Source organism: Brevibacterium sanguinis (assembly GCF_003315415.1).
GTDB classification, from domain to species: Bacteria; Actinomycetota; Actinomycetes; order Actinomycetales; family Brevibacteriaceae; genus Brevibacterium; species Brevibacterium celere_A.
In genome coordinates, this window is the sequence record NZ_QNSB01000004.1 from 127,880 (window position 1) to 154,212 (window position 26,333).

The 26,333-nt window shown below is 69.5% G+C and carries 24 protein-coding genes, 1 tRNA gene and 1 pseudogene; 6 read left to right on the forward strand and 20 right to left on the reverse strand.

Annotation, left to right across the window (positions count from 1 at the left end; genetic code table 11):
- Positions 1-10 precede the first annotated feature (10 nt).
- Positions 11-586, forward strand: a complete 576-nt coding sequence (pspAB, locus tag DFO65_RS07025; RefSeq protein ID WP_113903712.1) for a PspA-associated protein PspAB — start codon at positions 11-13, stop codon at positions 584-586.
- Positions 587-741: 155 nt separating this feature from the next.
- On the opposite strand, the gene DFO65_RS07030 is transcribed toward pspAB, so the two are convergent.
- The 4 genes from DFO65_RS07030 to groL form a co-directional block, all read right to left on the reverse strand.
- Entirely contained in the window at positions 742-957 is a 216-nt protein-coding gene (locus tag DFO65_RS07030) for an RNA-binding S4 domain-containing protein (RefSeq protein ID WP_113903713.1), read from the reverse strand.
- A complete protein-coding gene (locus tag DFO65_RS07035; protein ID WP_245940521.1) occupies positions 957-1,775 on the reverse strand; it encodes a hypothetical protein in 819 nt (272 codons plus the stop codon). Before DFO65_RS07035 ends, DFO65_RS07030 begins: the two co-directional genes overlap by 1 nt.
- 127 nt (positions 1,776-1,902) lie before the next feature.
- Positions 1,903-2,646, reverse strand: a complete 744-nt coding sequence (locus DFO65_RS07040; protein ID WP_113903715.1) for a TSUP family transporter — start codon at positions 2,644-2,646, stop codon at positions 1,903-1,905.
- Positions 2,647-2,816: 170 nt separating this feature from the next.
- Positions 2,817-4,454: a chaperonin GroEL gene (gene groL / locus DFO65_RS07045; protein WP_113903716.1), complete on the reverse strand. Its 1,638-nt coding sequence runs from the start codon at positions 4,452-4,454 to the stop codon at positions 2,817-2,819.
- A 236-nt stretch (positions 4,455-4,690) separates the two neighbouring features.
- Between groL and DFO65_RS07050 the strand changes: the two genes are divergently transcribed.
- The gene (locus DFO65_RS07050; RefSeq protein ID WP_181778656.1) at positions 4,691-6,049 is read left to right on the forward strand and encodes an MFS transporter; all 1,359 of its coding nucleotides are present in this window, start codon (positions 4,691-4,693) and stop codon (positions 6,047-6,049) included.
- A gap of 84 nt (positions 6,050-6,133) precedes the next feature.
- Here the strand turns inward: DFO65_RS07050 and DFO65_RS07055 are convergent, their stop codons facing one another.
- The 4 genes from DFO65_RS07055 to DFO65_RS07070 form a co-directional block, all read right to left on the reverse strand.
- Positions 6,134-6,337 carry a cold-shock protein gene (locus DFO65_RS07055; RefSeq protein ID WP_113903718.1) on the reverse strand — a complete coding sequence of 68 codons (204 nt, stop codon included), beginning with the start codon at positions 6,335-6,337 and terminating at the stop codon, positions 6,134-6,136.
- A 271-nt stretch (positions 6,338-6,608) separates the two neighbouring features.
- Complete coding sequence (locus tag DFO65_RS07060) at positions 6,609-7,220, reverse strand: LytR C-terminal domain-containing protein (protein ID WP_113903719.1); 612 nt, start codon at positions 7,218-7,220, stop codon at positions 6,609-6,611.
- A 2-nt stretch (positions 7,221-7,222) separates the two neighbouring features.
- Entirely contained in the window at positions 7,223-7,489 is a 267-nt protein-coding gene (locus DFO65_RS07065; protein WP_113903720.1) for a DUF3263 domain-containing protein, read from the reverse strand.
- 232 nt (positions 7,490-7,721) lie between these two features.
- Positions 7,722-9,188 carry an aldehyde dehydrogenase family protein gene (locus tag DFO65_RS07070; protein ID WP_113903721.1) on the reverse strand — a complete coding sequence of 489 codons (1,467 nt, stop codon included), beginning with the start codon at positions 9,186-9,188 and terminating at the stop codon, positions 7,722-7,724.
- A gap of 145 nt (positions 9,189-9,333) precedes the next feature.
- Here DFO65_RS07070 and DFO65_RS07075 point away from each other — a divergent pair, with 145 nt between their 5' ends.
- Entirely contained in the window at positions 9,334-10,014 is a 681-nt protein-coding gene (locus DFO65_RS07075; protein WP_113903722.1) for a uracil-DNA glycosylase, read from the forward strand.
- 4 nt (positions 10,015-10,018) lie between these two features.
- On the opposite strand, the gene DFO65_RS07080 is transcribed toward DFO65_RS07075, so the two are convergent.
- Both DFO65_RS07080 and DFO65_RS07085 read right to left on the reverse strand, forming a co-directional pair.
- Complete coding sequence (locus DFO65_RS07080; RefSeq protein WP_113903723.1) at positions 10,019-11,791, reverse strand: threonine/serine exporter family protein; 1,773 nt, start codon at positions 11,789-11,791, stop codon at positions 10,019-10,021.
- On the reverse strand, positions 11,788-13,059 hold the full coding sequence (locus DFO65_RS07085) for an amidohydrolase (RefSeq protein ID WP_113903724.1): 1,272 nt from the start codon (positions 13,057-13,059) through the stop codon (positions 11,788-11,790). The genes DFO65_RS07080 and DFO65_RS07085 overlap by 4 nt, the downstream gene beginning before the upstream one ends.
- A gap of 183 nt (positions 13,060-13,242) precedes the next feature.
- Here DFO65_RS07085 and DFO65_RS07090 point away from each other — a divergent pair, with 183 nt between their 5' ends.
- The gene (locus DFO65_RS07090; RefSeq protein ID WP_113903911.1) at positions 13,243-14,094 is read left to right on the forward strand and encodes an SGNH/GDSL hydrolase family protein; all 852 of its coding nucleotides are present in this window, start codon (positions 13,243-13,245) and stop codon (positions 14,092-14,094) included.
- A gap of 22 nt (positions 14,095-14,116) precedes the next feature.
- Here the strand turns inward: DFO65_RS07090 and DFO65_RS07095 are convergent, their stop codons facing one another.
- The 8 genes from DFO65_RS07095 to DFO65_RS07130 all read right to left on the reverse strand — a co-directional run bounded on the left by DFO65_RS07095 (position 14,117) and on the right by DFO65_RS07130 (position 21,311).
- Positions 14,117-14,506, reverse strand: coding sequence for a hypothetical protein (locus DFO65_RS07095; RefSeq protein ID WP_113903725.1), 390 nt, complete (start codon positions 14,504-14,506; stop codon positions 14,117-14,119).
- A complete protein-coding gene (locus DFO65_RS07100) occupies positions 14,503-15,630 on the reverse strand; it encodes a M4 family metallopeptidase (protein ID WP_113903726.1) in 1,128 nt (375 codons plus the stop codon). The genes DFO65_RS07095 and DFO65_RS07100 overlap by 4 nt, the downstream gene beginning before the upstream one ends.
- A gap of 51 nt (positions 15,631-15,681) precedes the next feature.
- The gene (locus tag DFO65_RS07105) at positions 15,682-16,878 is read right to left on the reverse strand and encodes a low temperature requirement protein A (protein WP_220151248.1); all 1,197 of its coding nucleotides are present in this window, start codon (positions 16,876-16,878) and stop codon (positions 15,682-15,684) included.
- Between the two features lie 100 nt (positions 16,879-16,978).
- The gene (locus tag DFO65_RS07110; RefSeq protein WP_113903727.1) at positions 16,979-17,173 is read right to left on the reverse strand and encodes a CsbD family protein; all 195 of its coding nucleotides are present in this window, start codon (positions 17,171-17,173) and stop codon (positions 16,979-16,981) included.
- A 141-nt stretch (positions 17,174-17,314) separates the two neighbouring features.
- Entirely contained in the window at positions 17,315-17,824 is a 510-nt protein-coding gene (locus DFO65_RS07115) for a mycothiol transferase (RefSeq protein ID WP_113903728.1), read from the reverse strand.
- A 118-nt stretch (positions 17,825-17,942) separates the two neighbouring features.
- Positions 17,943-18,018, reverse strand: a tRNA-Thr gene (locus tag DFO65_RS07120).
- Between the two features lie 164 nt (positions 18,019-18,182).
- Positions 18,183-19,043: a DsbA family protein gene (locus tag DFO65_RS07125; protein ID WP_113903729.1), complete on the reverse strand. Its 861-nt coding sequence runs from the start codon at positions 19,041-19,043 to the stop codon at positions 18,183-18,185.
- Positions 19,044-19,250: 207 nt separating this feature from the next.
- Complete coding sequence (locus tag DFO65_RS07130; RefSeq protein WP_113903730.1) at positions 19,251-21,311, reverse strand: serine/threonine-protein kinase; 2,061 nt, start codon at positions 21,309-21,311, stop codon at positions 19,251-19,253.
- Between the two features lie 66 nt (positions 21,312-21,377).
- Between DFO65_RS07130 and DFO65_RS07135 the strand changes: the two are divergent.
- Positions 21,378-22,830 (forward strand): annotated as a pseudogene (locus DFO65_RS07135) (alpha,alpha-trehalose-phosphate synthase (UDP-forming)); the annotation flags it as partial.
- A gap of 429 nt (positions 22,831-23,259) precedes the next feature.
- Positions 23,260-24,153, forward strand: a complete 894-nt coding sequence (locus DFO65_RS07140) for a trehalose-phosphatase (protein WP_181778657.1) — start codon at positions 23,260-23,262, stop codon at positions 24,151-24,153.
- A gap of 38 nt (positions 24,154-24,191) precedes the next feature.
- Here the strand turns inward: DFO65_RS07140 and DFO65_RS07145 are convergent, their stop codons facing one another.
- The gene (locus DFO65_RS07145) at positions 24,192-25,262 is read right to left on the reverse strand and encodes a LacI family DNA-binding transcriptional regulator (protein WP_113903732.1); all 1,071 of its coding nucleotides are present in this window, start codon (positions 25,260-25,262) and stop codon (positions 24,192-24,194) included.
- Positions 25,259-26,239 carry a LacI family DNA-binding transcriptional regulator gene (locus DFO65_RS07150; RefSeq protein ID WP_113903733.1) on the reverse strand — a complete coding sequence of 327 codons (981 nt, stop codon included), beginning with the start codon at positions 26,237-26,239 and terminating at the stop codon, positions 25,259-25,261. The genes DFO65_RS07145 and DFO65_RS07150 overlap by 4 nt, the downstream gene beginning before the upstream one ends.
- Between the last annotated feature and the right edge of the window lie 94 nt (positions 26,240-26,333).

The following is a 26,333-nucleotide window of genomic DNA, read 5'->3' on the forward strand; positions in this document are numbered from 1 at the left end:
AAGGACTTCCATGGGATTCTTCGACGCACTGCTCGGACGCTCCACCCCGAAACGGGCCAACCTCGACGATCTGTTCGCCCTTCCGCCGGCGGCCCTGACGCTGCAGGCCGCCACCGGCTTCGTGCCGACAGGAGCCGGAGCTGTGGCCTTCCGGCAGGTCGAAGGCTCGGCCTTCAGAACCGCCGAGCAGGAGAGCGTGGCCCTCATCGGCTCGGACCCGGCCACCTCGGTGACTCAGGTGAATGACGGGTTCGGGTACACCTGGCAGGTGATCACGGACGCCAACCGGGACGTCTCCAACCTCGTCACGAACCTCCATGCGGTCAATGCCGCGCTGGTCGCTCAGGGGTTCGACACCATGCTCCTGTGCTCCACGGTCTACTTCGCCGACCCCGAGGGACGACGGCTCGCGCTCGTCTACCAGTACAAGCGGGGCACCTACTATCCCTTCGCCCAGACGGGTCCTCAGCAGCGGGACAACTCTCTGGAGATCCAGGTGAGAGGCGTGCTGGCGAGCGAGCTTCCCTTCGAAGCCGACACCTCGCGCTGGTCGGCGCTCTGGGACGCTCCGGGACTGGACCGCTGACCGGTCTGCTACTCGGGATGGACCGCTGGCTGGTCTGTTGTTACTCGGGACAGGGCGGCTGGCTGCACCGGGGCCGGCGCTCGAACCCGGTCCGCCGACTGACGTGCACTGGGGATGTGTGCTGGGATCGGTCTGCCGGAAACGGTCCCCGGCGACTAGTCCTCGGCCGCGACCTCGAAGACCTCGCCCATCGCCTCGACGCGGTCTCCCGGTCGGATCGTGGCGCCTCGGCGCGTCTCCACCTCGCCGTTGACCATGACGTCGCCTGCGGCGATCATGTCCTTGGCCATCGCTCCGTGCTCGGCGACGCCGTGGAGTTTGAGCAGCTGGCCGAGTCGGATCGACTCGTCGCGGATGACGATCGTCTCCATCAGAGGTCGAAGCCTCCGAAGTCGAATCCTCCGCCGTCGCCGCCGAAGAGACCGCCGCCGTCTCCACCGTCGAAGAATCCGCCGCCGTCACCGGCATCGCCGCCGGCGTCTCCGGCACCACCGACGTCGCCCATTCCGTCGCCGTAGGCGCCGTCCCAGCCGCCGCCCATTCCGCCGAAGAGCATCGCTCCCATGAGGACTCCGGGCAGAAGGCCGGAACCGGCATAGGAGTTGAAGTAGCCGCGGTTGTACTCGGCGTAGGCGGGTCCCGCCTCCCAGTACGCGCGTCGGGTGTGTCCGTCTCCGGTGACGACCTTGCGCACGGCGGGCTCGGCGCCGACGGCCACGCGCTCGGCGTCGGCCGCGCACACCGGCACGGGGCGCAGCTGGCCGCCGGCAGGGGCCCAGTCGATGTCCTCGACGGAGGGGCCGTGCTGGGGGTTGAAGAAGCAGGGCGGGCGCCGGACGGGCAGCGGCTTGCCTTCGACGCGGGCGCGCACGCACTTGCCGGCGTAGCGACCGTCCTCGAGTGCTTCGGTGACGTGCCGGATGTCGCTGGGCTCGTCGACCTTCTCGAGCGTCTCCTTGGCGGTGTCATAGGCGTCGAGTGCGCGCTTGTAGTCCTGCGCACCGCCTTCGTCGAGTTCGACACCGGCGGTGAGGATGTCGAGTTCGGCGACTTCTTCGCCGAAGGAGGTGACGTCTTCCTCCGCGCTCTTCCTGACCTGGGCCAGCTCCGCTTCGAGCTGCTCCCGCTTGCGCTTCTTCTCCTTGCGGTGACCGACGAAGAAGATGGTTCCGAGAACGATGAGAATCAACAGGAATACTGTTCCCACGGTGTGCGCCTCCCCAGCTGAAAGTTCCTCACCCAGTATGCCGGATGAATCTGACAGACGACTGAGGTCAACCACCACGTCCGCTCAGCATCTCCGCCTCGCGTCGGTTTCACTGCAGGAGCCCCTTGAGCAGTGTCGTCACTCCCCCGCCGAGGGCGAGGAGGATCATCGCCGCCCGCGCCGCCGAGACAGGGATCCGTTTCGCCAGCCATTCTCCCGACGACAGGCCCCCGGCCATGACCGCGGCGAGGCCGAGCCACGCCGGAAGGCTCAGCTGCGGCCAGGCGCTCGGTTCCAGCGCGAGCTTGAGGGCGACGGCGGATCCCGCTCCGATGATGAGGAACGGCTGCAGGGTGGCTGCGAAGGCCCGGTGCTCCCAGGTCGTCAGCACCGCATAGGCGCTGATCGCCGGGCCGCCGGTGCCCGCCGAGGCGGACATCGCCCCGGACAGCGCTCCGGCGGTGAGACGGGTGGGGAGTGTTCCTGGGAGGACGTGTCCGAAGCGGCCGATGACGAGGGAGCTGAGGAGGGAGACGATGATGAGCGCCCCGATGAGGATCTGCAGGCCGGCGGCCGGCAGCGCCGAGGCGAGCAGCGCTCCCGGGATCGCACCGAGCATCGCTCCGAGGCCCAGCTGCCACAGCGAGTCCCATTCGACCTCCCGCCAGGTGCGGGCGAAGACGACGGAGGCGGCGACGATGCCGCAGAGATTGACCAGCACGACCCCGGAGAACGGGTCGAGGAGCAGCACGAGGAACGGTCCGCAGACCAGTGCGAAACCCATCCCGGTGACCCGCTGCGACAGTGCCCCGACGAAGACGGCGAAGAGGATGAGCAGGACGACGGGTTCCACGCCCCGAGTCTAGTCGAGCCCGAGATCCGGCCCCTGGCACCCCGGCCGCGGACGCGTCGCGCCGTGCTGGCAGGCACCCGACCCGCTCATGAGAAGCGCCGTGGCGGCGCCCTTTCGGGCACCGACACGGCGCTGAGCACTCGCACGGCCGAGGCCGCACTCCGGCTGGGTCAGAAGCCCATGCCGCCCATTCCGTCCATGCCAGCCGCACCGGCGTCGGCTCCGGCAGCGGCCTTCGCAGGCTTGTCGGCGACGACCGATTCGGTGGTGAGGAACAGACCGGCGATCGAGGCGGCGTTCTGCAGAGCGGAACGGGTCACCTTGACCGGGTCGTTGATACCGGCGGCCAGCAGGTCCTCGTACTCGCCGGTGGCGGCGTTGAGGCCGTAACCGCGATCGAGGTTGGCGACCTTGTCGGCGACCACGCCGGCTTCGAGCCCGGCGTTCGTGGCGATCTGTTTGAGCGGAGCCTCGATGGCCACCTTGACGATGTTGGCGCCGGTTGCCTCGTCACCCTCGAGCGAGAGGTTGGCGAAGGCATCCTTGCCGGCCTGGATGAGGGCGACACCGCCGCCTGCGACGATGCCCTCCTCGACGGCTGCCTTGGCGTTGCGCACAGCATCCTCGATGCGGTGCTTGGTCTCCTTGAGCTCGACCTCGGTCGCGGCTCCGGCCTTGATGACTGCGACGCCGCCGGCCAGCTTGGCCAGGCGCTCCTGCAGCTTCTCACGGTCGTAGTCCGAGTCCGAGTTCTCGATCTCGGCACGGATCTGTGCCACGCGACCGGCGATCTCCTCGGCGTCGCCCGCACCTTCGACGATGGTGGTCTCGTCCTTGGTGATGACGACCTTGCGGGCGGTGCCCAGCAGGTCGAGGGTGACGTTGTCGAGCTTGAGACCGACTTCCTCGGACACGACCTGGCCACCGGTGAGGATGGCGATGTCGGCCAGCTGCGCCTTGCGGCGGTCACCGAATCCGGGAGCCTTGACGGCCACGGACTTGAAGGTGCCGCGGATCTTGTTGAGCACGAGGACGGCGAGAGCTTCGCCCTCGACGTCTTCGGCGATGATGAACAGCGGCTTGTTCGACTGCTGGACCTTCTCGAGGACCGGCAGCAGATCCTTCACGTTCGAGATCTTGGAGTTGACGATGAGGATGTAGGGATCCTCGAGGACAGCTTCCTGGCGCTCGGTGTCGGTGACGAAGTAACCGGAGATGTAGCCCTTGTCGAAGCGCATTCCCTCGGTCAGTTCGAGTTCGAGTCCGAAGGTGTTGGACTCCTCGACGGTGACGACGCCTTCCTTGCCGACCTTGTCGATCGCCTCGGCGATGAGCTCACCGATGGCGGGGTCCCCGGCGGAGATCCCGGCAGTGGCGGCGATCTGCTCCTTGGTCTCGATGTCGATGGCGTTGTCGAGCAGGACATCCGTGACAGCCGAGACTGCCTTCTCGATGCCGCGCTTGAGGCTCAGCGGGTCGGCACCGGCGGCAACGTTGCGCAGGCCTTCGCGGACGAGGGCCTGGGCGAGAACCGTTGCGGTGGTGGTGCCGTCGCCTGCGACGTCGTCGGTCTTCTTGGCGACTTCCTTGACGAGCTCGGCGCCGATCTTCTCGTAGGGGTCCTCGAGTTCGATCTCCTTGGCAATGGAGACGCCATCGTTGGTGATGGTCGGTGCTCCCCACTGCTTTTCGAGCACGACATTGCGGCCACGGGGTCCAAGGGTTACCTTGACCGCGTCCGCGAGCTGGTTGAGACCTGCTTCAAGTCCCCGACGAGCTTCTTCGTCGAATGCAATCATCTTTGCCATAGTGGCTTAGATCCTCCCTGATGGAGTGGAGTGGGATCCAGAGCAATCGTTCTCGCCCGCGACGGCAGAGAGTGAGCCCACATGTTCCATTCCACACGTGCGCCACGCCCTCGAAACGATTGGTGAGTCCCTTGGCTTTCACCACTACTAGATTTAGCACTCTCCCCATGAGAGTGCAAATATCGGGATCCCTCGCGCGACTTGTGCAGACCACCGGCGACGGCGATGCTGAGGGGGTGACCTCCTCCGATGCCATCGACGAGCAGCCTCGACTGTGGCCGACGCTGCTCCCGCTGCTGACGGCGATCCTCGCCGGCGCGCTCGGAGTGAGCATGATCAACACGGCGCTGCCGCGCATCGCCGTCGACCTCGGTCTCGCCGATTCGACTCGGGCCTGGGTCGTCGATGCCTACCCCCTGACCACGGCGGTGACGATCGTCGTCGCCGCTCGCCTCGGCGATCGCCTCGGCCGACGGCGCATCCTCCTCGTCGGCACCCTCGGCTACGCCCTGTTCGCGGGTCTCGCGGCGCTGAGCGCGCACGCGCTGCTCCTCATCGTCGCCCGGGCGCTGATGGGAGCCTCGAGCGCCCTCATCATCGCCGCGGTCGTCGGAACCATCGGGACCCTGTTCAGCGGTCGCAGCCTCATCCTCGCCAATGGACTGTGGGTGGCGGTGTACGGCCTCGGGAGCTCGCTCGGCCCCGTGCTCGGCGGAGTCCTCACCGAGGTGTGGGGCTGGCAGGGGGTGTTCCTCGCCTGCCTGCCCGTGGCGGTGGCCGCCGCCGTCCTCACGGTCGCCTGCCTGGTCGAGACCTCGTCCCCCGGGACCCACTCGCTCGACGCCCTCAGCGTGATCACTTCCGCAATCGCCATCGGAGCGATCGTCTACGGCATCAAGAGGGTGCCGGTGTCGTGGATCGAGAGCCCGTTCTGGCTGCTCGGCGGAGGACTGGTGCTGGCCCTCTTCGTCGCCCGGCAGCGTCGCCTGCGCGACCCTCTCCTCGCTGTGGACCTCTTCGCCCGCGCCTCGTTCTCCGCCGCGGGCGTCCAGATCCTCATCGCCGCGGCCACCTCGCTGGCCTGCGTCTACCTTCTCAGCATCCACCTGCAGGACCACTTCGGCCGCACTCCCGGCGAGGCCGGACTGGCCCTCACCCCGCACGCGGTGGCGACGATCCTCGGCGGACTGGCGGCACCGACGGCCGCGGCCCGGCTGGGCAAGGCCAGGACGATCTGCGCGGGCCTGCTCGTCCAATCGGCCGGACTCGGCTGGCTCGGACTGGCCCCGGAGGCCGGCCTGGTGCCGCTCATCCTCGTCGGCTTCGGCTTCGGGATCATCGGCGCCCTGTCGACGACAGCGCTCTTCGAGGCCGCGCCCCGCAGTCGCGCCGGTCAGGTCGGGGCGATCCAGGAAGTGTTCTTCGCCTTGGGCGGCGGTTGCGGTGTCGCGATCTTCGCCACCATCGCCCTGCTCGACCCGCCCCTGGGCTTCACGGTCTCACTGCTGATCGCGGCCGTTCTCACCGCCGCGACGGGGCCCTTGGCGTTCCTCACCGGTCGCGGGCCCGGGCACCGGCGGACCGTCACCCAATGAGCTGCGGCGGGAGCCGACCGGAGTCGGCCCCCGCCGCAGCGAAGTCCTTGTCGTTTCCGAGCCCGGACATCAGGCTCTCGGATCTCAGAGGAGGGTGACGGATTCCGCCTGTGGACCCTTCTGCCCCTCTCCGACCTCGAACTCAACTCGCTGACCCTCTTCGAGGGCCCGGTAGCCGTCCATCTGGATGGCGCTCCAGTGGACGAACACGTCCTGGTTCTCGCCTTCGAGGGTGATGAAGCCGTATCCCTTTTCAGCGTTGAACCACTTGACGGTACCTTGTGCCATTACTTCTCCATACAATGCAGTGTCGATTCCATTCCGCCGTCCGCTGACGGGCAGCATGGGCGGACGCTAGTAAAACTCAACGGACCCCGCGGATTCCCTCCAATACCTCTGGAGAATGATCTCGGTGAAGCACGAACAGAACACAAGGTGGAAGTGCTTGCCTAGCTGGTGCCACTCTACCGCAGGCCGGTCATCGGCGACCCGCGGCCGATCACTGTTATCGATTCGTTACCTGGGGGGCTGAATACCCGCGCGTGAGCAGGTCAGACTCTCACTGCTCGCCGAGGCCGGACGTCTCCCCGGTGTCCTGGGACGAGCTCTCGCTCGGCGCGCCCGCGGCCGGCTCCGGCCCTCGTCGGGCAATGTCCGAGCAGATGACCACGGTGAGGTCGGAGGTGAAGTCCCCCGACTGCTCGGTCGCCTCGATGCCGAGGGAATCGGCGACGAGTTTCGCCTGCGCGGCGTTCGACTCCTCCGCGTAGTACACGACCGAGTCGGAGCGGGACGTCGAGTGATTGCCCACGGTCCCGAGCTTCCACCCCTTCTTCTCCACGGCCTCGGAGAACTTCTTCGCGGCCCCGGAGACACCGGATGCGTTGAGGACGTCGACCTCGAGCGAGGAGTCGACGACGCTGACCTCGCTCTCGGTGGGAGTCGGGGTGGCCGGGGCGGAGGAGGTGGTGGGAGCGGGTTCCGCGACGTTCGACTCGGGGTCGCGCATCGACGAGGTGATGATGTTGATCGCGGCGACCACGAGCAGCACCGCGACGAGGGCGATGACGATGACCAGGGCGATCGCGCCCATGTTCGACCGCGCTGTGGCCTCCTGGCGATGCGCGCCGCTGCGACGTCCCGGTTGGACGTCGTCGAGATCGTCGTTCATGCTCACCTCGAGACCCGGGCCTGGGCGCGTTCGCTCTGCCGCGTGGAGCGGATCCGGCGCAGCCGCTTGACCAGCATGGGATCGCTGGCCAGCGCCGCCGGGTTGTCGAGCAGTGAGTTGAGGATCTGGAAGTAGCTGGTGGCGGACATGTCGAACCGCTCACGGATGGCATGGTCCTTGGCGCCGCCGTATTTCCACCATCGCCGCTCGAACTCCAGAACGGACACCTCGAGTTCGCTGAGTTCAGGGGTGTCTTCGGTGCGCGGCATAGAGGGTGTGCTCCTTCGGAGTGATCGTTGCTGATCATATTATCGCCCGAATGACAGGACTGTCATTCCACGGGCGTGCCGCGCCCCTCACATTCGGGGCTGCCGGGGCTTCGATTCGCGGGGACCCGAGACCTCATATCGTCCGCCGCGCAGACCCCATCGTCCGGCATGCAGACCTCACGGCGGAGGGCAGGGAGACGACGATCCCCCTGCCCTCCGCACGCACCTGAGGTCACCGGATCCGGATGTTGACCTGCTTGATCTGGGTGAACCCTTCGAGCATGCCCTCCAGCGAGGCCTCACGGCCGAAGCCCGAGGTCTTCATGCCGCCGTAGGACTGGCCGGCCTGCTGGCCGCCTCCCTGGTTGATCTGGATCCAGCCCGAGTCGATCCTGTCGGCCAGCGACAGCGCCGCGTCGATGTTCTTCGTGAACACGTAGGCCGCGAGGCCGAACTCGACGTCGTTGGCCATCCGCACGACCTCGTCGACGTCCTTCCAGGGGATGACCGACAGGACGGGCCCGAAGATCTCCTCCTGACTCGTCTGCCAGTCGTTCTTCGCCTTCGAGAAGATGACGGGGGCGTGGTAGAAGCCGGGCTCGCCGACCTCGAGGGAGTCGGAACCGTCATAGGCGACCTCCACTCCCTCCATCGACTTGCCCATCTCGATGTAGGACGCGACCTGGTCGTACTGCTTCTGGTTGATGATGCAGCCGATGTCGGAGGATTCGTCGCGGGGGTCGCCGACCTTCATCGCCGACACGGCGTCGACGAGCTTGGACAGGAAGTCGTCGTAGATGTCCTCGTGGAGGAACAGGCGCGAGCCCATCGTGCAGGACTGACCCTGCCGAGCGAAGCGGGTCGAGAGCAGCACCTGCTCGAGCGTGTCCTGATCATTGGAGTCGGGGAAGATGATGTTCGGGCTCTTGCCGCCGAGCTCCATCGACGAGTGGGCCAGGCGTCCGCCGGCCACCTCGGCGACGTGACGACCGATGCTCGTCGAGCCGGTGAAGGAGACCTTGTCGACTCCCGGATGCTGGTTGAGGGCCTCGCCGATGACCGAGCCCTTCCCGGTGACGACGTTGAGGACGCCGGCCGGGAGGATGTCGGAGATGAGCTCGGCCATCTTGAGGATCGTCAGGGGCGCGTCCTCGGCGCACTTGAGCACCACGGTGTTGCCGGCGGCGAGCGCGGCCGGGGTCTTGAACGCGGCGATCATCAGCGGCGAGTTCCACGGCAGGATCCCCGCGACGACGCCGAGCGGCACGCGCTTCGTGTACTGCAGCTGCGAGTCGCCCGCCGGCAGGGTGTTGCCCTTGACCTCGCCCGCGACTCCGCCCATGTAGCGGAAGAGATCGGCGAGGATGACGGTCTCGGGGCGCGCCTGCGTGCGGATCGCGTTGCCGGTGTCGAGCGCGGTCAGCTGGGCGAGCTCCTCGGAGCCGGCCTCGAGGGCGTCGGCGCAGGCGACGAGCATCTTCTGGCGTTCCTTGAACGGCAGAGCGGCCCAGGCGGGGAAGGCGCTGCGCGCGGCGGCGACGGCACGATCGGCGTCGGCCTCCTTGCCATTGGGAACCGTGGCGATGACGACATTGCGATCGATGGGAGTGATGACGTCGGTGCGCGCACCGTCGGCGGCATCGACCCACTCGCCGCCGATGAGCATCTTCCAGTCCTCGGCCTGGGGGAATTGCGACATTGTGGTCCTTTCGACAACGCTGCGTGGAGAATCCTCCACCCGAGCATATCGCCTGCCCCCACGTGAGAAGAATGCCTCCCGGCTGCGCGTTCACGCACATCCCGTCTGCGTCGAGGCGGGACGACCGTGACCTAGAATCGCGACCATGAGTCTGTCGACGATCATGTCCCCGGATTGGGCCGCAGCGCTGAGCGAGGTGGAGGACGACATCCACGCCATGGGCGACTTCCTGCGCGCGGAGATCGCCGCCGGCCGTTCCTACCTCCCCGCCGGTGATCGCATCTTCCGCGCGTTCGCGGAGCCCCTCGCCGAGGTGAAGGTCCTCATCGTCGGTCAGGATCCCTATCCCACTCCCGGACATCCGATCGGACTGTCGTTCGCCGTCGACCCCGAAGTCCGGCCGCTGCCGCGGTCGCTCGTGAACATCTACCGCGAGCTCGAGTCCGACCTCGGTGTCGCCCCCGCCCCGCACGGGGACCTGCGTGCCTGGTCACGGCAGGGAGTCATGCTGCTCAACCGGGTGCTCACGGTGAGTCCGGGCGAACCGGCGTCCCACCGCGGCAAGGGCTGGGAGGAGGTGACGGGCCACGCGATCAGGGCGCTGGTCGACCGGGACCGGCCGCTCGTCGCGATCCTCTGGGGCAACGATGCCCGCAAGCTGGCGCCGATGCTGAGGGCGGGCCGCTCCGAGGTCGCGATCATCGAATCCGCGCACCCGTCTCCCCTGTCGGCCAGCCGCGGGTTCTTCGGCTCCCGGCCCTTCTCCCGGACGAACGAGCTGCTCGCCCAGAAGGGGATCGCGCCCATCGACTGGGCCCTCGGCTGATCGATCACGCTCCCCGGACGGTGTCGGGCCCGCGCGCCGACTCGGGTCCCCTGGCCTCCTCGGCGGCGGTGTCGGCCTTGGCCTTCTTCCGCTGCAGGGGCCGGGACAGGTAGCCGCCGAGGACCGCGCCGACGGCGAGCGCGGCATTGGCGACGATCGCGGTGAACAGCGCCGAGAGGCCGACCGCGAACGAGGTCGTGTCGGACTCGGCGACGATCTGGTAGACGGCGGTGAAGATCGCCAGCCCCTGGAGCAGGGTGTAGATCGCCGGAATCGTCAGCACGATCGCCGGCGCGCCGAGGCGAAGCGCGAGCGGCCGGGAGAGGAATCCGGCGACCGTCGCCGAGAGGAGGCTGGCGAGGACGTTGTCGACGTCGAGCAGGGTCAGGGTCATCATCGTGATGTGCGAGGCCAGGCCGACGAAGGCCGCCGGCAGGATGAACCGGCGGGTCGCCTGCATGCCCACGGCTCCGGCCATCGCGACGATCGCGGCGGCGGCCATGGTGATGATCGCCGCGACGACGTGGATGTTCGTGCGCGGGACGAGGACCTCGATCGGGTCGAGTCCGATCGCGCGTCCGCAGACGAGCCCGATGGCCAGCCCCGAGATGATGCCGGCGAACGACATGAACACCCCGATGATCCGCCCGGCCGCGGTGAGTGGGAAGTTCGTCAGGGCGTCCTGGACGGCGGAGAAGAGCGCCTGCGTGGGCAGCAGGAGGACGACCCCTGCGGCCACGAGGTACTGCGGGGCGTCGACGAGATCGAAGTTCCACGCGGCCATGGCGATGAGCGTCGCGACCGCGGCCTGGATGACGGTGATGAAGAACGGGGGCAGGCTCGTGCGCCCGATGTACTTCCCGAGCTCGAACACGAGCAGAGCCATGACGACGCCGAGGCCGATGGCGACCAGGCCCCCGCCCAACAGCAGGACGACGCTGCCGACCAGCAGCCCCCAGGCCGCGGTGACGAACCACTCCTGGAACGGCCGGCGCTGGGAGCGGATGGCGTCGAGGCGGTTGCGGGCCTCGTGGAACCCCAACGTCCCGTCGACGAGGTCGGAGACGAGCTTGTGGACGGAGGCGAGCTTCGCGTAGTGCGTCGACTCGCCGCGGTTGACGCGCATGACGGTGAGCAGACGACCGTCGGACGTCGAGTAGTGGACGACGAGCGTGTTCGAGGTCAGGTCCACCTCGACGGTGGCGAGACCGCATGCGGTGCACGCGGCGATGACGGACACCTCGACGTCGCTCGACCCCGCGCCCGCGCGCATCATGATCGCGGCGATGTCGGCGGCGAGGTCGAGGACCATCCTCGCCTCGTCCTCGCTCGGCTCGCTCGCCTGGACCGGCGCCTGATACGGGGTTCCCTTGAGGGCCGTGATGATCGGCACCGGCTGGGTGTTGACGGACGTGCCGGAGACCAGCTTGCCCACGGTGCGCCGGGCCACCCGCTGGGCGACCCGCTGGGAGGCGCCGCGCTGCTCGGACTTCGTCTTCGCCTTCGCCCCGTTGCCTCCGCGCGCGGACTCCTGCCGCGCGCGGTCGAGGAGTTCACGCAGCGCCTGCGAGCCCTGACCCGGCCGCGCCGCGGATCCCCGAATCGGTCGCTCAGAGGATCCCTTCCCCGCGCCGACCCGCTCATCCGGCGCCGCACCGGCCCGCTCGTCCGGCGCCTCGCCGGCGCTCTCGTTCCGAGGCGCAGTGCCCGCGGCCGGGGCCGCGCGCCTGAGAGGAACCTCGGCGGTGGTGGCCTCGTCGCTGCGGTCGTTCGTCACGGCTCGCTGATGAGAGTCGGGCCGAACGGGTCGGCGACGTCCGCCGTGCCCGTCTCGGCGTCGAATTCGTAGACCCTGCGTCCGGAGACGAAGACCTGCTCGGCGCGGGAGTCGAGGTCGAGCGGGTCCGCGGACCAGACGACGAGGTCGGCGTCCCTGCCCGGGGCCAGGGACCCGAGCCGATCGTCGAGTCCGAGCATCGCGGCCGGGTTGATCGTCAGCGCCTCGATCGCGACGACGGGGTCGAGGCCCTCCTTGACGGCCAGTGACGCCTCGTGGACGAGGAAGTTGATCGGGATCACCGGGTGGTCGGTGGTCAGCGCGATGCGCACTCCCGCCTCGGCGAGCGCCGCCGCGGTGGCCAGGGTGCGGTCGCGCAGCTCCACCTTCGACCGCGACGTCATCAGCGGTCCGAGGATGACGTCGATGCCCTTGGCGGCGATGTAGTCGGCGACCCTGTGCCCCTCGGTGCCGTGGTTGATGATCAGCCGGTAGCCGAACTCCTCGGCCAGCCGGATGGCCGTGGCGATGTCGTCGGCGCGATGGCAGTGCTGGTCCCAGGCGAGCTTCCCGTCGAGGACGTCGGCGAGGGTCTCGTGGACGAGGCTGCGCTCGAACGGTGTGCCCTCGGTCGCGGCATGGTCCCGCCTGGCGCGGTAGTTCTGCGCCTCGACGAACGCGTCGCGGATGACCTTCGCGGTACCCATCCGCGTCGACGGTGCGGCCTTCTTCTCCCCGTAGACGCGCTTCGGGTTCTCCCCCAGCGCCGACTTCACGGACAGGTCCTGGGTCACGAGCATCTCGTCGACGATCCGCCCCCAGGTCTTGACGAAGGCGGTGCGTCCGCCGATCGGATTGCCCGAGCCGGGTTTGATCAGCGCCGAGGTGACGCCTCCGCGCAGTGCGTCCTTGAAGCCGAGGTCGTTCGGGTCGATGGCGTCGAGGGCCCGCAGGCCCGCTCCGTTGGGATCGGTCATCTCGTTCGTGTCGTCGCCGGACCAGCCCTCCCCGTCCTCATGGACGCCGAGGTGACCGTGGGCTTCGATGAATCCGGGCAGCACCCAGCGTCCGCCGGCATCGATGGTCTCGATGCCTGCGGGCAGGTCGAGGGAGGAGTCGCCGACGGCCGCGATCGTCTGGCCGGTGACAAGGATCGTTCCTGATTCGATGGGTTCGGCGCGCTGCCCGTGGGTGTCGGCGACGGGCACGATGTGCGCGTTGACGATGGCGAAGTCCGCGAGTGCGGGAACGGGAACCGAACGATACATTGTGCTCCTGGTGCATCGGTGTTTCACCAGCGTCGATGCGCTGGCCGAGGGGCGCGGCGGCGCTGCTCGCCGTGTCGGTTCGAGTCTACGCCACTGCGGATCTCAGCCCGGAGACGGAGGACAGGACGGTCGTTCGCGTGTAGCTTGGGGACGGAGACGAATGACGAGAAGAAGGACCCGCGGATGCTCGAGACCATCACCTCCTATGTCGCGGTCGGCGATTCGTTCAGCGAGGGCCTGATGGACCACGATCCGGACGTCCCCGACCGGTTCCGGGGATGGACGGACCGGCTGGCGCAGATGCTCGTCGACTCGCCGATCGGCAGCCCGGACCTGACGTATGCCAACCTCGCGATCCGTGGGCGGCTGCTGGCCCAGATCGTCGACGAGCAGGTCCCGAAGGCGCTCGATCTCCGTCCCGATCTGGTCAGCTTCTGCGCCGGGGGCAACGACTGCCTGCGGCCCAAGGCCGACATCGACGAACTGGCCGATCAGTTCGAACGCGCGGTCATCGCCCTCCGCTCCGAGGGCATCGAGGTGCTCATGTGCACCGGATTCGACACCGAGATCAGCTCGCCGCTGATCCGGGCGATGCGCCCCCGGGTCGGGATCTACAACTCGCACCTGTGGACGATCGCCCAACGGCACGGCTGCCACATGATCGATGTGTGGGGACTGCGTCCCGTCTACGCGCCGCAGATGTGGGCCGAGGATCGCATCCACCTCTCGCCCCAGGGTCATGACCTCGTCGCGCGGCAGGCACTGGCCACGCTCGAGAGCGGTCACTCCCTCCCCGGGCAGGGCTTCGCGATGCCGGCCCGGCCGACGCGCGCGATCAAGGCCGCGATGGCCGAGGAGTCGAAGTGGGCCAAGGAGCACCTGGCCCCCTGGGTCTCCCGTCGTCTGCGCGGTGCCTCCTCGGGCGACAACGTCGTCCCCAAGCTGCCGACGTTGACTCCCGTGCGCCGGAGCGCCGCCGACGACTCCGAGCCGGTGCGCGGAACGGCCGCCGGCGACTCCGGCGACGCGGACTGACCACGGCCGGAATCCGAGCGGTTCACTGTGGACGGCGGCGTTCGGGCTCCGTGATCTCCCGGACCTCGTCGACGATCCGCTTCCACTCCCCGCTCAGCTCTCCCTCCCCGAAGCGCACCTGCCCGAAGCGGCTCTCGATCGCGTAGACGAAGCGGTCCGCACCGCCGGGAACCCCCGGCGAGCCCGATCCGGGGGTGCGCGTCCCCGGCGCCTCGGCGCTCGCGCCCGATGCGACGTCCGGGCCCCCGGCCCCGGTGTCCTCCTGCCAGGGCAGCTCGGCCACACGCGCCCCGATCTCCTCCCGGCGGGAGCTGCGGTCGATGTCGAGGTCCCACACGAGGCGGAAGCCGCCGATCCCGCCGCTGCGCTCGACGACGAGGTGCCCGAACTCGCGCTCGTCCCCGGTGCTCACCAGCTGCTCCCGTGGTTGCCCCGCTGTGCCCGGGCGCTCGGGATGCCCACCGTCTCCCAGCCCTGGACGACCGCGTCGTGGACGTCGGTGCCCTCACCGAACTGCACGGCCGCCTCGGCGATGGTCATCTGGGCGAACTGCGCGAAGTCGGTGCGCGTGGTGATGTCATCGCCGGCGAGCACCGAGAACCACACCTGCCCCACGGTCTCCCACGCGTTCTGGCCGAGGGCCGTCGCGGCCGAGGCGAACGCACGATTGGGGATGCCCGAGTTGAGGTGCACTCCGCCGTTGTCCGAGTCCGTGTCGAAGTAGTCGTCCATGTGGCCCGGCTGGGGGTCCTTGCCGAGGACGTCGTCGTCGTAGGCGGTGCCGGGCTCGAGCATGTTCCGCAGCGCCTTCCCGCTGACGGCGGGGGTGAAGATCCCCGCCCCGATCAGCCAGCTCGCGCTGCGAGCGTCCTCACCCTTCGCGTACTGCTCGGTGAGCGCCCCGAAGACATCGGCGACATGCTCGTTGAGGGCCCCCGGCTGGCCCTGGTACTCGAGGTTCGCCGTGTGCGCGATGACGCCGTGGCTGAGCTCGTGGCCGATGATGCTCAGCGAACCGGTGAACCCGGTGAACACCTGCTCGTCCCCGTCGCCGAAGACCATCTGGCGTCCGTCGAAGAACGCGTTGTCGTAGTCCTGACCGTAATGGACGGTGGCGCTCAGCGGCATTCCCCGGCCGTCGAGGGAGTCGTGGCCGAACACCTCGGCGAAGAGCCGGTACGAGGCGCCGAGCCCGTCGTAGGCCTCGTTCACCGCCTCGTCGTCGACGGGGTCCTCGCCCTCGCTGCGCACGAGGACACCGGGCAGCTCCTCGCGGTTCTCGGCGTCGTGGACGAGTCGGGTGAGCCCGGCGCCGGCTCGCACGGCCTCCCGGACCCCTTCGGGCACGGGTGGTTGTCGCAGTCCCTCGCGGCGCAGTCTGCGGCACTCGATGTCGGTGGGTCGGCAGCTTCTCGCCGCGGCGGCCGCGCGCGGGAACCTCTCGGCCCCGTGCTCGGCGATGGCGTCGAGGAGGTAGGGCGGGACGACGCCCCGGCGGATGGTCGGAGCGGTGGGATCGTTCTGCTCATCGTTCATGTGACCAGCGTCGCACACGGAGCTGACACGGACCAGGGGTGGAGAGACGGTTCAGCCCGGAGCCGCCGCGGTCGATCCCGTGTCCCCCTCGACGGCTTTCGGGGTACGCAGCACCAGGGTGATGACGATGACGATCATGAAGAGGGTGGTGAGGAATGTGGGAATCGGGATGACGGGGTCGAGCAGCACCAGCACTGCGCACACCGGGACCACCGTGTTGACGACGCCGTCGGCGTTGGCCCTGATCGCCAGGAGCCAGACCCCGAGCACGAAGATCGCGATCGGCACGGAGACGGTGAACGTCGCGAGCACCGGGTCGAGCGAGCTGTGGCCCAGTTGGGAGTCGACCTCGACGCCGACCCCGGCGGAGAACGCCCCCGCCGCGGCGAAGATGAAGTAGTGCCCGTAGCCGTACATGAGCGAACCGCGCAGCGCCGTGATCGCCCGATGGTGCGGGGGCCAGAAGTAGATCCACCACATCGACGCGGTGACGATGAGGCAGAGCACGCCCAGCGCGATGAGCGGGAGGAGGTCCTCGATGTCGGACAGGGCCTCGAAGATCGCGGTCGACGAGGCGAGCAGGCTCTCGCCGAGGAGGATGATCGTGAACAGGCTGTAGCGCTCCGTGATGTGATGCGGATGCCACGGCGTCGTTCCCCGGGTCTCGGCGATGACGGGGATCGAGAGCTCGGCGAGGGCGAGGACGAGGAAGCTGACCGGTGCCATCGACTCGGGAACGGCCAGCCATGCCAGCCAGAGGATCTGGACGACTCCGATCCCGCAGGCGTAGACGATGGTCGACCGGCGGGCCGGTCCTGCCCGTCGGGAGGCCCGCAGCCACTGCGCGATCATGACGACGCGCATGAGGACGTAGCCGAGGACCGTGAGGAGGAACTCGCCGTCACTGAACGCCGGCTCGATGCCGGCGGCCAGGACGAGGACCCCGCCCATCTGGAGGATCGTCATCACCCGGTAGAGCCAGTCGTCGTTGTCGAACGAGGTGGCGAACCAGGTGAAGTTCATCCACGCCCACCAGATCGCGAAGAACATCATGAGGTACGCCGTCAGGCCGTCGGCGATGTGGCCCGCGGAGACCGCGTGGTGGAGGTTCTCAGCGGCGATCGCGACCGCGATGACGAAGGTGAGGTCGAAGAAGAGCTCGAGCGAGCTCGCCGCCCGGCCCGGCTCCCCGGGATCGCGCGGGCGCATCGGGGTGAGCCTGTACCGGCCCGTGTCCGCAGCTGTCATGGTCCTCGCCTCTCCTCGGTGATGGCCGACAGCCTCATCCTAGGGCCGGCGGGCGCGACAAGGCCCCCATCGCCTGATGGGGGCCCGTGGTGAGGGTGGACTACCTGTCGAGGTCGTCCTTGGCGTCGCGGCCGACGTCCTTCACCTTCTCGCCTGCCTGCTTGGCGTGGGCCTTGTACTTCTCGCCCGTGCCTTCGGCCTGCATGTCAGGATTGTCAGTGGCATCGCCGACCTTCTCCTTGGCTTTGCCCTTCAGCTCTTCGGCCTTGTTGCCGATCTTGTCGCCCAAGCCCATGTCAACCTCCTGGAAAGTCTTCGACTGCCTCCCCCGGATGGGGGCTTTTCACGCTACTGGGCGAACCTGGAATCTCACTGGGTGCACGGTGTGGATGTCCTCAAGGCGACCTGCCGAGCTCGGGTTCGCCGCGCCGGTCGGTCACCCCTCCGGGGCCGAGGTCAGGGCTCCCGCGGCGTAGGCGGCCTGCGCGACGTGGGCGATCGCGTCGTCGACGATCGAGACCAGCCGCACCCCACGGGTCACGGGCGGGTCCCAGCCCTCGTCGACGACCTCGTCGAGCACCGAGGCGGACAGCGTGCGCACATGGTCCCGGAGCGCGGTCAGCGTGGCCCGGAGGTAGTCGACGAGCAGATCCTGGTCCTCGACGCGGATCGACCCCGCCTGCTCCGCGGAGTGCCCGTAGCCGATGGTCTCCCCGACCTCACCGAGGTCGAAGCGGGCCCGGTACTCCTCCCATCGAGGCGGATCAGCGGTGAGGTCGGCCAGCTGGACGTCGACCTCGCGTCCCGTGTGCCAGAGGAGCCAGGCGATGGAGTTGGGATGACCGGCCGGGTGGGCGTTGAGCTGCTCCGGGGTCAGGGCGGGCAGGGCGGCGACCGCGTCGATGGGACGCTGGGCCAGGTCGGCGAGGAGGTCAACGGCATCCATGTCGTCCATTGTGCGCCGACAGGCCGCGAGAGGTCGAGGCCCTCCCGCCGCGCCATCGACGGGGTCGATGGTCCGGGAACGCCGCCGGGGGCGGTGCTGGTACACCGCCCCCGGACGATGGAGCCCCCTGTCAGACTCGAACTGACGACCTTCGCTTTACAAGAGCGGTGCTCTACCAACTGAGCTAAGGAGGCGGGATGCGCCGCGGCAGACCCGCCGACGACTGAGATGATCGTAGTCCATTCACCCGAACCGCGACAAAACGGCCCGGCCCCTGCCGGGGACCGGGCCGTGCCGGAGCGGTGCGCGGGGCACCGCCGGGTCGAAGACCCGCGCCGCTGGCGTCGCCGAGGCGGTCTCAGCCCTTGATCTCGCCCGTGGCCCGGAGGATCTCCAAGGTCAGGGCCTGCGGATCACCGGTCTGATCGGTCTGCTCGCCGTTGATGAGCACCCACGGGGTGGCTTCCACGCCCGAGTCGAGGGCGTCCTGGGTCGTCGTCTCGACGTACTTCTTGAAGGACTGCTCGGTCACGCACTGCTCGACGGTCTGCTCGGGATCGGCCGACAGCGCCTTGCTCGTGTCGACTCCGGCGTCCTCGGCCACCTGAAGCAGCTCCTCGTCCGTGCGACCGTCGGTTCCCTCCTCGGGCTGCTGGTCGAAGAGCGCCGAGATGAGATCGGAGGCGACCTCGGGCTGCGAATCGATGACGCAGGCGGCGAGGTTGGCCGAGCGGGTCGAGTACTCGTTGCCGTTGGAGAAGCGGTCGAGGATCGCGATCGGCTTGTACTCGAGGATGATCGTCCCCTCCTCGACGAGCTTCATCAATGTCGGGGAGTTGGTCTCCTCGAAGGACCGGCAGCCGGGGCACTGGAAGTCGAGGTAGACGGTCACCGTCGCGGCGTTCTCCTTGACCCCGGCCTCGGCCGGAGTGGGAAGGTCGGAGGTCTCTCCCTCGGGCATCGTCTTGGGCTGGACGACCGTGTTGCCCTTGGCGAGGCTGATTCCGCCGGCGACGAGGTTCGCGGGGGTCTTGCCCGGCTGTGCCTGCTGGAAGATGAGGACGCCGACGACCGCGACGACCACGAGCACGACGACGACGATGCCCGACCACAGGATCGTCTTGGCGGTCTTCTCCTTCTTCGCCTGGGCCGCTGCGATCTGGCGCGCGTTCTCGCGCGCCCTGTTCCGCCTCTGCTCTGCGGAGTTGTCTTTCGCCATTGTTCCTCACGTTGGATCGGTTCGACGGTCCGGCTTCGGACCAGCGGGAATCGGTTCAGCCCGACGAACACACCTTACCGAAGGCAGTCGATGACCGATTCCCAGAACTCATTCACTTTTCAACCACAGCCCGCTCCCGCTCCCGGACGGGCCCCGCCGGCCGAGCGCCGGCGCCGCAGAGGCACCGGCCGTCACCCGCTCCCGCTCCTACACGGGCCCCGGCAGGTAGTCGAACGGGCTGACCGGCAGCGGCCACCAGTTCATTCCGGCTCCCGACTGGATGACCATGATGCCGAGCAGGACGAGGAGGGTGATGATCGCCAGGGCGATCAGCCGGCCGAGCTGGTTCCGGGTCGCCCCCGACACCAGCAGGCGCGAGCCGAAGCGGAGGCTCGCGGCCCCCGGGCCGAGCCACAGCACCAGGGCGCCGGCGGCTCCGGCGGCCCACACGGACCACTGCTCCGAGTACGATCCCGGGACGATCCCCGCGACGTCGAGGCGGGTGAGGACGAGGGTCGCGATGCCGGCGACCGCCGGCAGGATGAAGGACGCGGCGGACGTCGCGGTCGAGGCGAGGAGGGATCCCGGCACCGAGGCGACCGAGCGCAGCCTGCCCCCTCCGCCCTCGAGGCGGTACCGCTGCGTCTTGCGGTCGAGACGCGAGGCCGTGCGGGCGAGGATCGACCACAGGAGCGAGAATCCGCAGAGGATCAGCGGGCTCAGCGGCATGAGCGCGACGGCGAGGACGATGAGCCCGAACACCACCCAGCCTCCGGTGTGCACGCGGCGGGCCGCAGCCGGACCCCATTCGGATTCCTGCTGCGGCAGCGGCCGGTCTCCCGAGCCCGGCTGGTGCTGCCCCTGCTGCTGGATGCCCTGCTGGGGCACGTACGACTGCCGCTGCAGGCCGTTCTGCCCGGCCTGGCCGGGCTGCCCGACCGCGCCGGGCCACGCCTGCGCCCCATGGCCGGGTCGGTATCCGTCCCGGAAGACGGGCTGAGCCTGCGGCCCCCCGACCTGACCGTGGCCCTGTGGCCCCTGGCCGACGCCCTGCGGGTGTCGACCAGGGCCCTGCGGCCCGGAGCCCGGATTCTGCGGGGCGAAGTCCTGCCGCCCGGGATATCCCTGCCTCCCGGGATGGCCCTGGGGCCCGGAGTAGTCACCGCGCAGGGATCCATGTCCCTCGGCGCCGAGGCCCGACATCCCGCCGCGTCCGTCGAGGCGGTTCGCTCCCGCCCCCAATCCCGACCCGGGGCCGGCCATCCCAGGCCCGGCGAACCCGGGCCCGGCCGTGCCGGAACCGGCCAGACCGGCACCGAGGCCCGCGGCGCCGAGCCCCGCCGCTCCTGCCATCCCGGCGCCGGTCCCCCGATGGGTCGAGCCGTCGGCGGGCACCGCGGGCATGACCGCCGTGCCGCCGTTCGTCCGGCCCGACGAGCCGATCCCCTGGGCGAGCGACCCCGAGCCCAGCTGCGGAAGCCTGCCGGATTCGATGTCGACGAGGGCATCGAGGATCATCTGCCCGCTCGGTCGGCGTTCGGGCCTCGGGTCGAGGCAGGCCCGCAGCAGGGGGATGAAATTGGGCGGTGCCCCCTCGAGGTCGAACTTCCCCATGGCGACGCGGCCGAGGACGGCCTCGAGCGGACCCGAGCCGTAGGGGTTGCGGCCGGTGGCGGCGAACGCCATCGTCGCCGCCCACCCCCACCAGTCGGTCTTCTCGCTCGAGGACTTGCCGTCGGCGATCTCCGGGGACAGGTACCCGGGCGTGCCCATGACGAGCCCGGTGGCGGTGACCCGCACCTCGTCGGCGACCTGGGCGATGCCGAAGTCGATGACCATCGGCTCGCCGTCCATGATCATGACGTTGGCGGGCTTGAGGTCGCGGTGGATGACGCCCGACTCGTGGACGGCGTTGAGCGCGTCGAGGAGGGCATGGCCGAAGTGGACGAGCTCGTCCTCGGCGAAGGGGCCGTTCTCCCGCACGTCGTCGGACAGGGTCTGACCGTCGACGAACTCGGTGATGATGAACGGCTGCTCGGAGTCGAGCTCGGCGTCGAGCACCTCGGCGATGCGGGGGTGCCGGATCCGGCGCAGGGTCCGGACCTCCCGGGCCAGGCGCTTCCTGGCGGTCTCGTCGCCGGCGATGTGCGGATGGAGGACCTTGACGGCGACGGGGTTGTTGCCGCCGTCGACCCCGAGGTACACGACACCCATCCCACCGGAGCCGAGCTCCTCGATGAGGCGGTATCCACCCAAATCCTGAACCATCACGACTCCCAGGGTAGTCGAGCGAGTAGAGTTCTCTTCCAAGGACCATCACAAGAGGAGGCGCAGATGAACACCGTCAACTCTGCCGAGCCCGCCGGCAAGCCCACCTACGGCGACAGCGAATTCGTCGTCGTCGCGAATCGGCTCCCGGTCGATCGGGACACCTCCGACAACGACGCCGAATGGCGCACCTCACCAGGAGGTCTGGTCACGGCCGTGGCTCCGGTGATGAAGGCCCACGCAGGGGCGTGGATCGGCTGGACCGGCGTCGCCGATGTCGACTTCGACCCGTTCACGATCGACGGCATGCACCTGATCCCGGTCACCTTGAGCAGTGAGGACGTGCTCAGGTACTACGAAGGATTCTCCAACGCGACGCTGTGGCCGCTCTACCACGACGTCATCGTCACCCCGGAGTACCACCGCAAGTGGTGGGAGGCGTACGTGCGCGTCAACAAGCGCTTCGCGGCCAGGGTCGCCGAGGTGGCCGCCGAGGGAGCGACGGTGTGGGTCCACGACTACCAGCTCCAGCTCGTGCCGCAGCTCGTGCGCCAGCGCAGACCCGACCTGGCGATCGGGTTCTTCAACCACATCCCGTTCCCTCCCTACGAGCTCTTCGCGCAGCTGCCCTGGCGCGACCAGATCCTCCAGGGCCTCCTCGGCGCGGACCTCATCGGCTTCCAGCGTCCCGCCGACGCCGCGAACTTCCGCCGGGCGGTGCGCGGTCGGCTCAACTACATGACCAAGGGATCGACGGTCTCGGTGCCGTCCTCGGATTCCCTGCCCGCCCACATCGTGCGCGCGGAGGCATTCCCCATCTCCATCGACACCCCCTTCCTCGAGGAGCTCGCCCAGGACCCCAAGATCATCGAGCGGGCCGAGCAGATCCGGCGGGAGGTCGGCAACCCCAAGGTCATCATGCTCGGCGTCGACCGGATGGACTACACGAAGGGCATCCGGCACCGGCTCAAGGCCTTCGGCGAGCTGCTCGCGGAGAAGAAGCTCAAGGTCGAGGACGTCGTCCTCATCCAGATCGCCACCCCGTCGCGCGAACGGCTCGAGCAATACAAGATCATCCGCCACGACGTCGAGCTCGCGGTCGGGCGCATCAACGGTGAGCAGGCGGACGTCGGCGACATCGCCGTCTACTACCTCCACCACTCCTACCCCCGCGACGAGATGACCGCGTTCTTCCTCGCCGCCGACGTCATGCTCGTCACCGCGCTGCGCGACGGGATGAACCTCGTGGCGAAGGAGTACGTCGCGTGCCGGACCGACGAGGACGGGGTGCTCGTGCTCTCCGAGTTCACGGGTGCGGCCGAGCAGCTGCGCGGAGCCGTGCTCGTCAACCCGCACGACATCGCCGACCTCAAGGCCGGCATCGTCGACGCCGTGCACATGGATGCGAAGACCAAGCGGCGCCGGATGCGCCAGATGCGCAAGAAGGTCGCCTCCGACACCGTGAGCGTGTGGTCCCAGAGATTCCTCACCGAGCTGCGCGCGATCCGCACCCACCCCGACGACGTCACCCGGGGGGAGCCGGTCGTCGCGGACCCGATCGACGAGGAGGCCTCCGAGATCGTGCCGACGTCGCTGGAGACGGCTGCCGCCACGGAAGCCGCCGAGGCGGCACCCACCATGGCCGATGCTCCCGCGACCACCGAGGCCGCGCCGACGCCCGAGGCCGCCGTACCGGAAACCGCCGAGGCACCCGACCGGGAAGCCGCCGAGACGGCACCCACCGCAGAGACCCCGGCCGATGCCGACCCCAAGGCCGCAGGGGTGGCACCGCCCGTCGCCTCCGCGTCGACCTCGGGTCCGACCGTGCCCCTGGGCGCCTCGGCCCCGGCCGATCCCACATCGGGAACCGAGAGCCGGGCGAGCTTCAGCACCGTCTCCGCGACGAGCCCGTCCGCCTCCCCCCGCTCCTTCGACGCATAGGACATCCGTGGCTTCCCTCACTCCTGATTTCACCGCCGTGGGCGACGTCGACCTGCGTGCCCTGGCGAGCGCGGACCGCCTCCTCATCGGCCTCGACTTCGACGGCGTGCTCGCCCCGCTGCAGGACGATCCCGCGACGAGCCGGATGCTCGACGGCTCGTCCCGGGCGATCGCCCGGCTGAGCCGGATCCCCGGCACCCGGGTGGCCCTCGTCTCCGGCCGCGACGCCGCGACCCTGCGTCGGCTCGCCGATCCCGGCCCCGGCGTGTGGCTGATCGGCTCGCACGGCGCCGAGGTGGACTTCGGCGCCGACGGCGACGTCGTCTCCCCGATCCGCGGCGACTCGGCGGCCGGCTCCGAGGTCGGCGCCCCGGGTGCGGGGGAACCCGCCGTCCAGGACCCGCCCATGCTCACCCCCGCCGAGCAGGAGATGCTCGAGGCGATCGACTCCCACATCGCGACGTTCGAGCACACGGTGCCCGAGCACAGCGACATGGAGATCCGGGTCGAGCACAAGCCGTTCGCCCGGACCGTGCACACCCGGGGCCTCGACCAGACCTTCGCCTCCGACCTCCATGAGCACGTCGTCCAGGTGCAGAAGGAGCACCCGGGCATCCGCGTCATCGAGGGCCACGACATCGTCGAGCTCTCGGTCAAGCGCGCGACGAAGGGCGACGGGATGCACATCCTCGCCGAGGCGTTCGCCCCGCAGGCGACCCTCTACCTCGGCGACGACGTCACCGACGAGGATGCGTTCGCCCAGCTCGAATCGGTGCCCGGCAGCGTCGGGATCAAGGTCGGGCCCTCGCCGACCCGGGCGGGCCTGCGCATCGCGGACCCCGAGGCGGTCGCCGAGCTCCTGCTGCGCCTGGCCGAGGAGCGCGAGCGCCTGCGGTCCTGAACCGTCACCGCCGCTGAACCTTCACCGCCTTTGAGCCGTCACCGCCGCTGGGGTGGGACGGCGCTGGCCCGCAGCACGAGGTCCGGGGTGATCGAGTAGTCGACCGGGACCGCCTCGGCGGGGTCGGCCATCATCGTCAGCACCTCGTGGAGGGCCGACTCCGCCACCGTCTCCCAGTCGTAGCTGACCTGCGACAGGGGCGGGGCGATGACATCGGCGTCGGGCATGTCCCCGACCGTGAGCAGGGACAGGTCGCGCGGCACGTCGAGGCGTGCACGGGCCGCCGCCTCGAGCACCCCGAACGACAGCGAGGGCGCGCACGCGATCACCGCCGAGCACCGGACGTCGAGCAGCTCCTCGGCCGCGGCGACCCCGGCCATCGTCCCGCCCGTCGCCTCGACGATGGGCGCCTGATCGCGGGTGGCGGGGATGTGGAGGATGCTCGCCATCGCCTTGCGGAAGGCGGCGATGCGGCCCGCGGCGGCGGAGTCCCGGAGCACGGCGAGCCCGATCCGGCGATGCCCGAGGTGGACGAGATGCTGGACGGCGGTGGCGATGCCGTCGGCCGCGTCGAGGACGATGCGGGAGATCCCGTCGGAGTGCCGGGCGTTGGAGATCCGGATCTGCGGCAGCCCCAGCTCCTGCAGCCGCGCGGCGAGCTCACCGGCCGCTCCCCCGCCGAGGACGAGGGCGGCGCCCACGCTCTCACCGGTGCCGTCGGCCCCGACGAGCGACCTGGCGAGGTCGTCGCCGCGGCCGGGAACCGCCTCGACGTGGACCGCGGCGATCCGCTGGGCGAAGATCCTGTCGGTGAGGATCTGGAACAGCCGGGCATAGGGGTCGACGTTGCCCGCCGGCACCGAGGGACGCGCGAGCGCGATCATCGGGATCTCTCGCCGCGTCGTCGCCTCCGCCTCGACGCCCATGACCGCCAGGGCCCGCCGCACCTTCGCCAGCGACGCCGCCGAGACGGAGCCAGGGTCACGGAGGGCGCGCGAGGCCGTCGCCTTCGACACCGTGGCGATCGCGGCGATGTCGCCGAGCCGCACGGTCCGGTGCTGGCGCAGTCGGGCGAGCACGGACTCGTCCGGACCGGGGGTGCCGTTCATCGGCGGGCCGCCGTCGTCGAGGCGCGGGCATAGAGGCGGGGCCGGAACACGGGCGGGACCGACCGGGACGCCTCGTCGGTGATCCGCAGGGTGCTCAGCGTCGCCTCGACGAGCGCCTGGGAGAGGCCGTCGAGGTCGAGGCCGAGCACCGTGGCCGGGGGGCCGGTGAACCGCATCGTCGGCGAGTCCCCGAAGCCGACGACCGACATGTCCCGGGGCACCTGCAGCTGTCGGCTGCGCAGACCGTGGAGCGCGCCGTGCAGCTGGAGCTGGGACTGGACGATCACGGCGGTGCAGGTCGCGTCCTTGAGCTCGAGGGCGGCCCTGGTCCCGCCGGAGAAGGACTTGGGCACCCGCGCGATCCAGTCGTCGAGGTTGAGCCCGAACGAGCGGGCCGGGTGGTCGGCGCGGAACCGCCTGATCAGCTGCACGGCGAGCTCACCGCTGTCGTTGCAGATGAGTCCGATGCGCCGGTGCCCGATCGCGCGCAGATGCTCGAAGGCCGTCGTCATCCCGCCGCCGAGGTCGAGGCGGGCGGCGATGATGTCGCCGGTCGAGTCGTCCGCGGTTCCCGCCGACTGCTCGTCGACCCTGATGCACGGGATGTCCGTGCCCAGGCTGGTCAGGGTCGGGGTGACGAGCGCCACCGCGCCGGCGGCGATGGCGATCTCGAGCGGAGCCGTCTCGGTCTCGACCGGCGGGCGGGTGATGAGCAGGCCGTGGTCCTGCAGGGCGGTGGCCACACGGGTGCACACCTGGACCTGCCAGTACTCGGGGTTGCCGGGGGCGCTGACGGCCACGAGCCGCCTCGGCGCGGTCCGCAGCAGCGTCGACCGCGAGTAGCCGAGCTCGTCCATGGCCGCGAAGACCCTCGCCCGGGTCGCCGCGGCGACCCGACCGCGGTTGCCGAGCACCCGCGAGACGGTGGCCAGGGACACTCCCGCCCGGGCCGCGACGTCGTCGAGCTTGACCTTCATACCGCAGAGTCTACTGTCGGGACCTCCCGCCCCTTGAGCACCTTGGCCGCTGCCGGCCCGCGCCGCGGCGGGCGGATGAGCACAAGCTGACCGG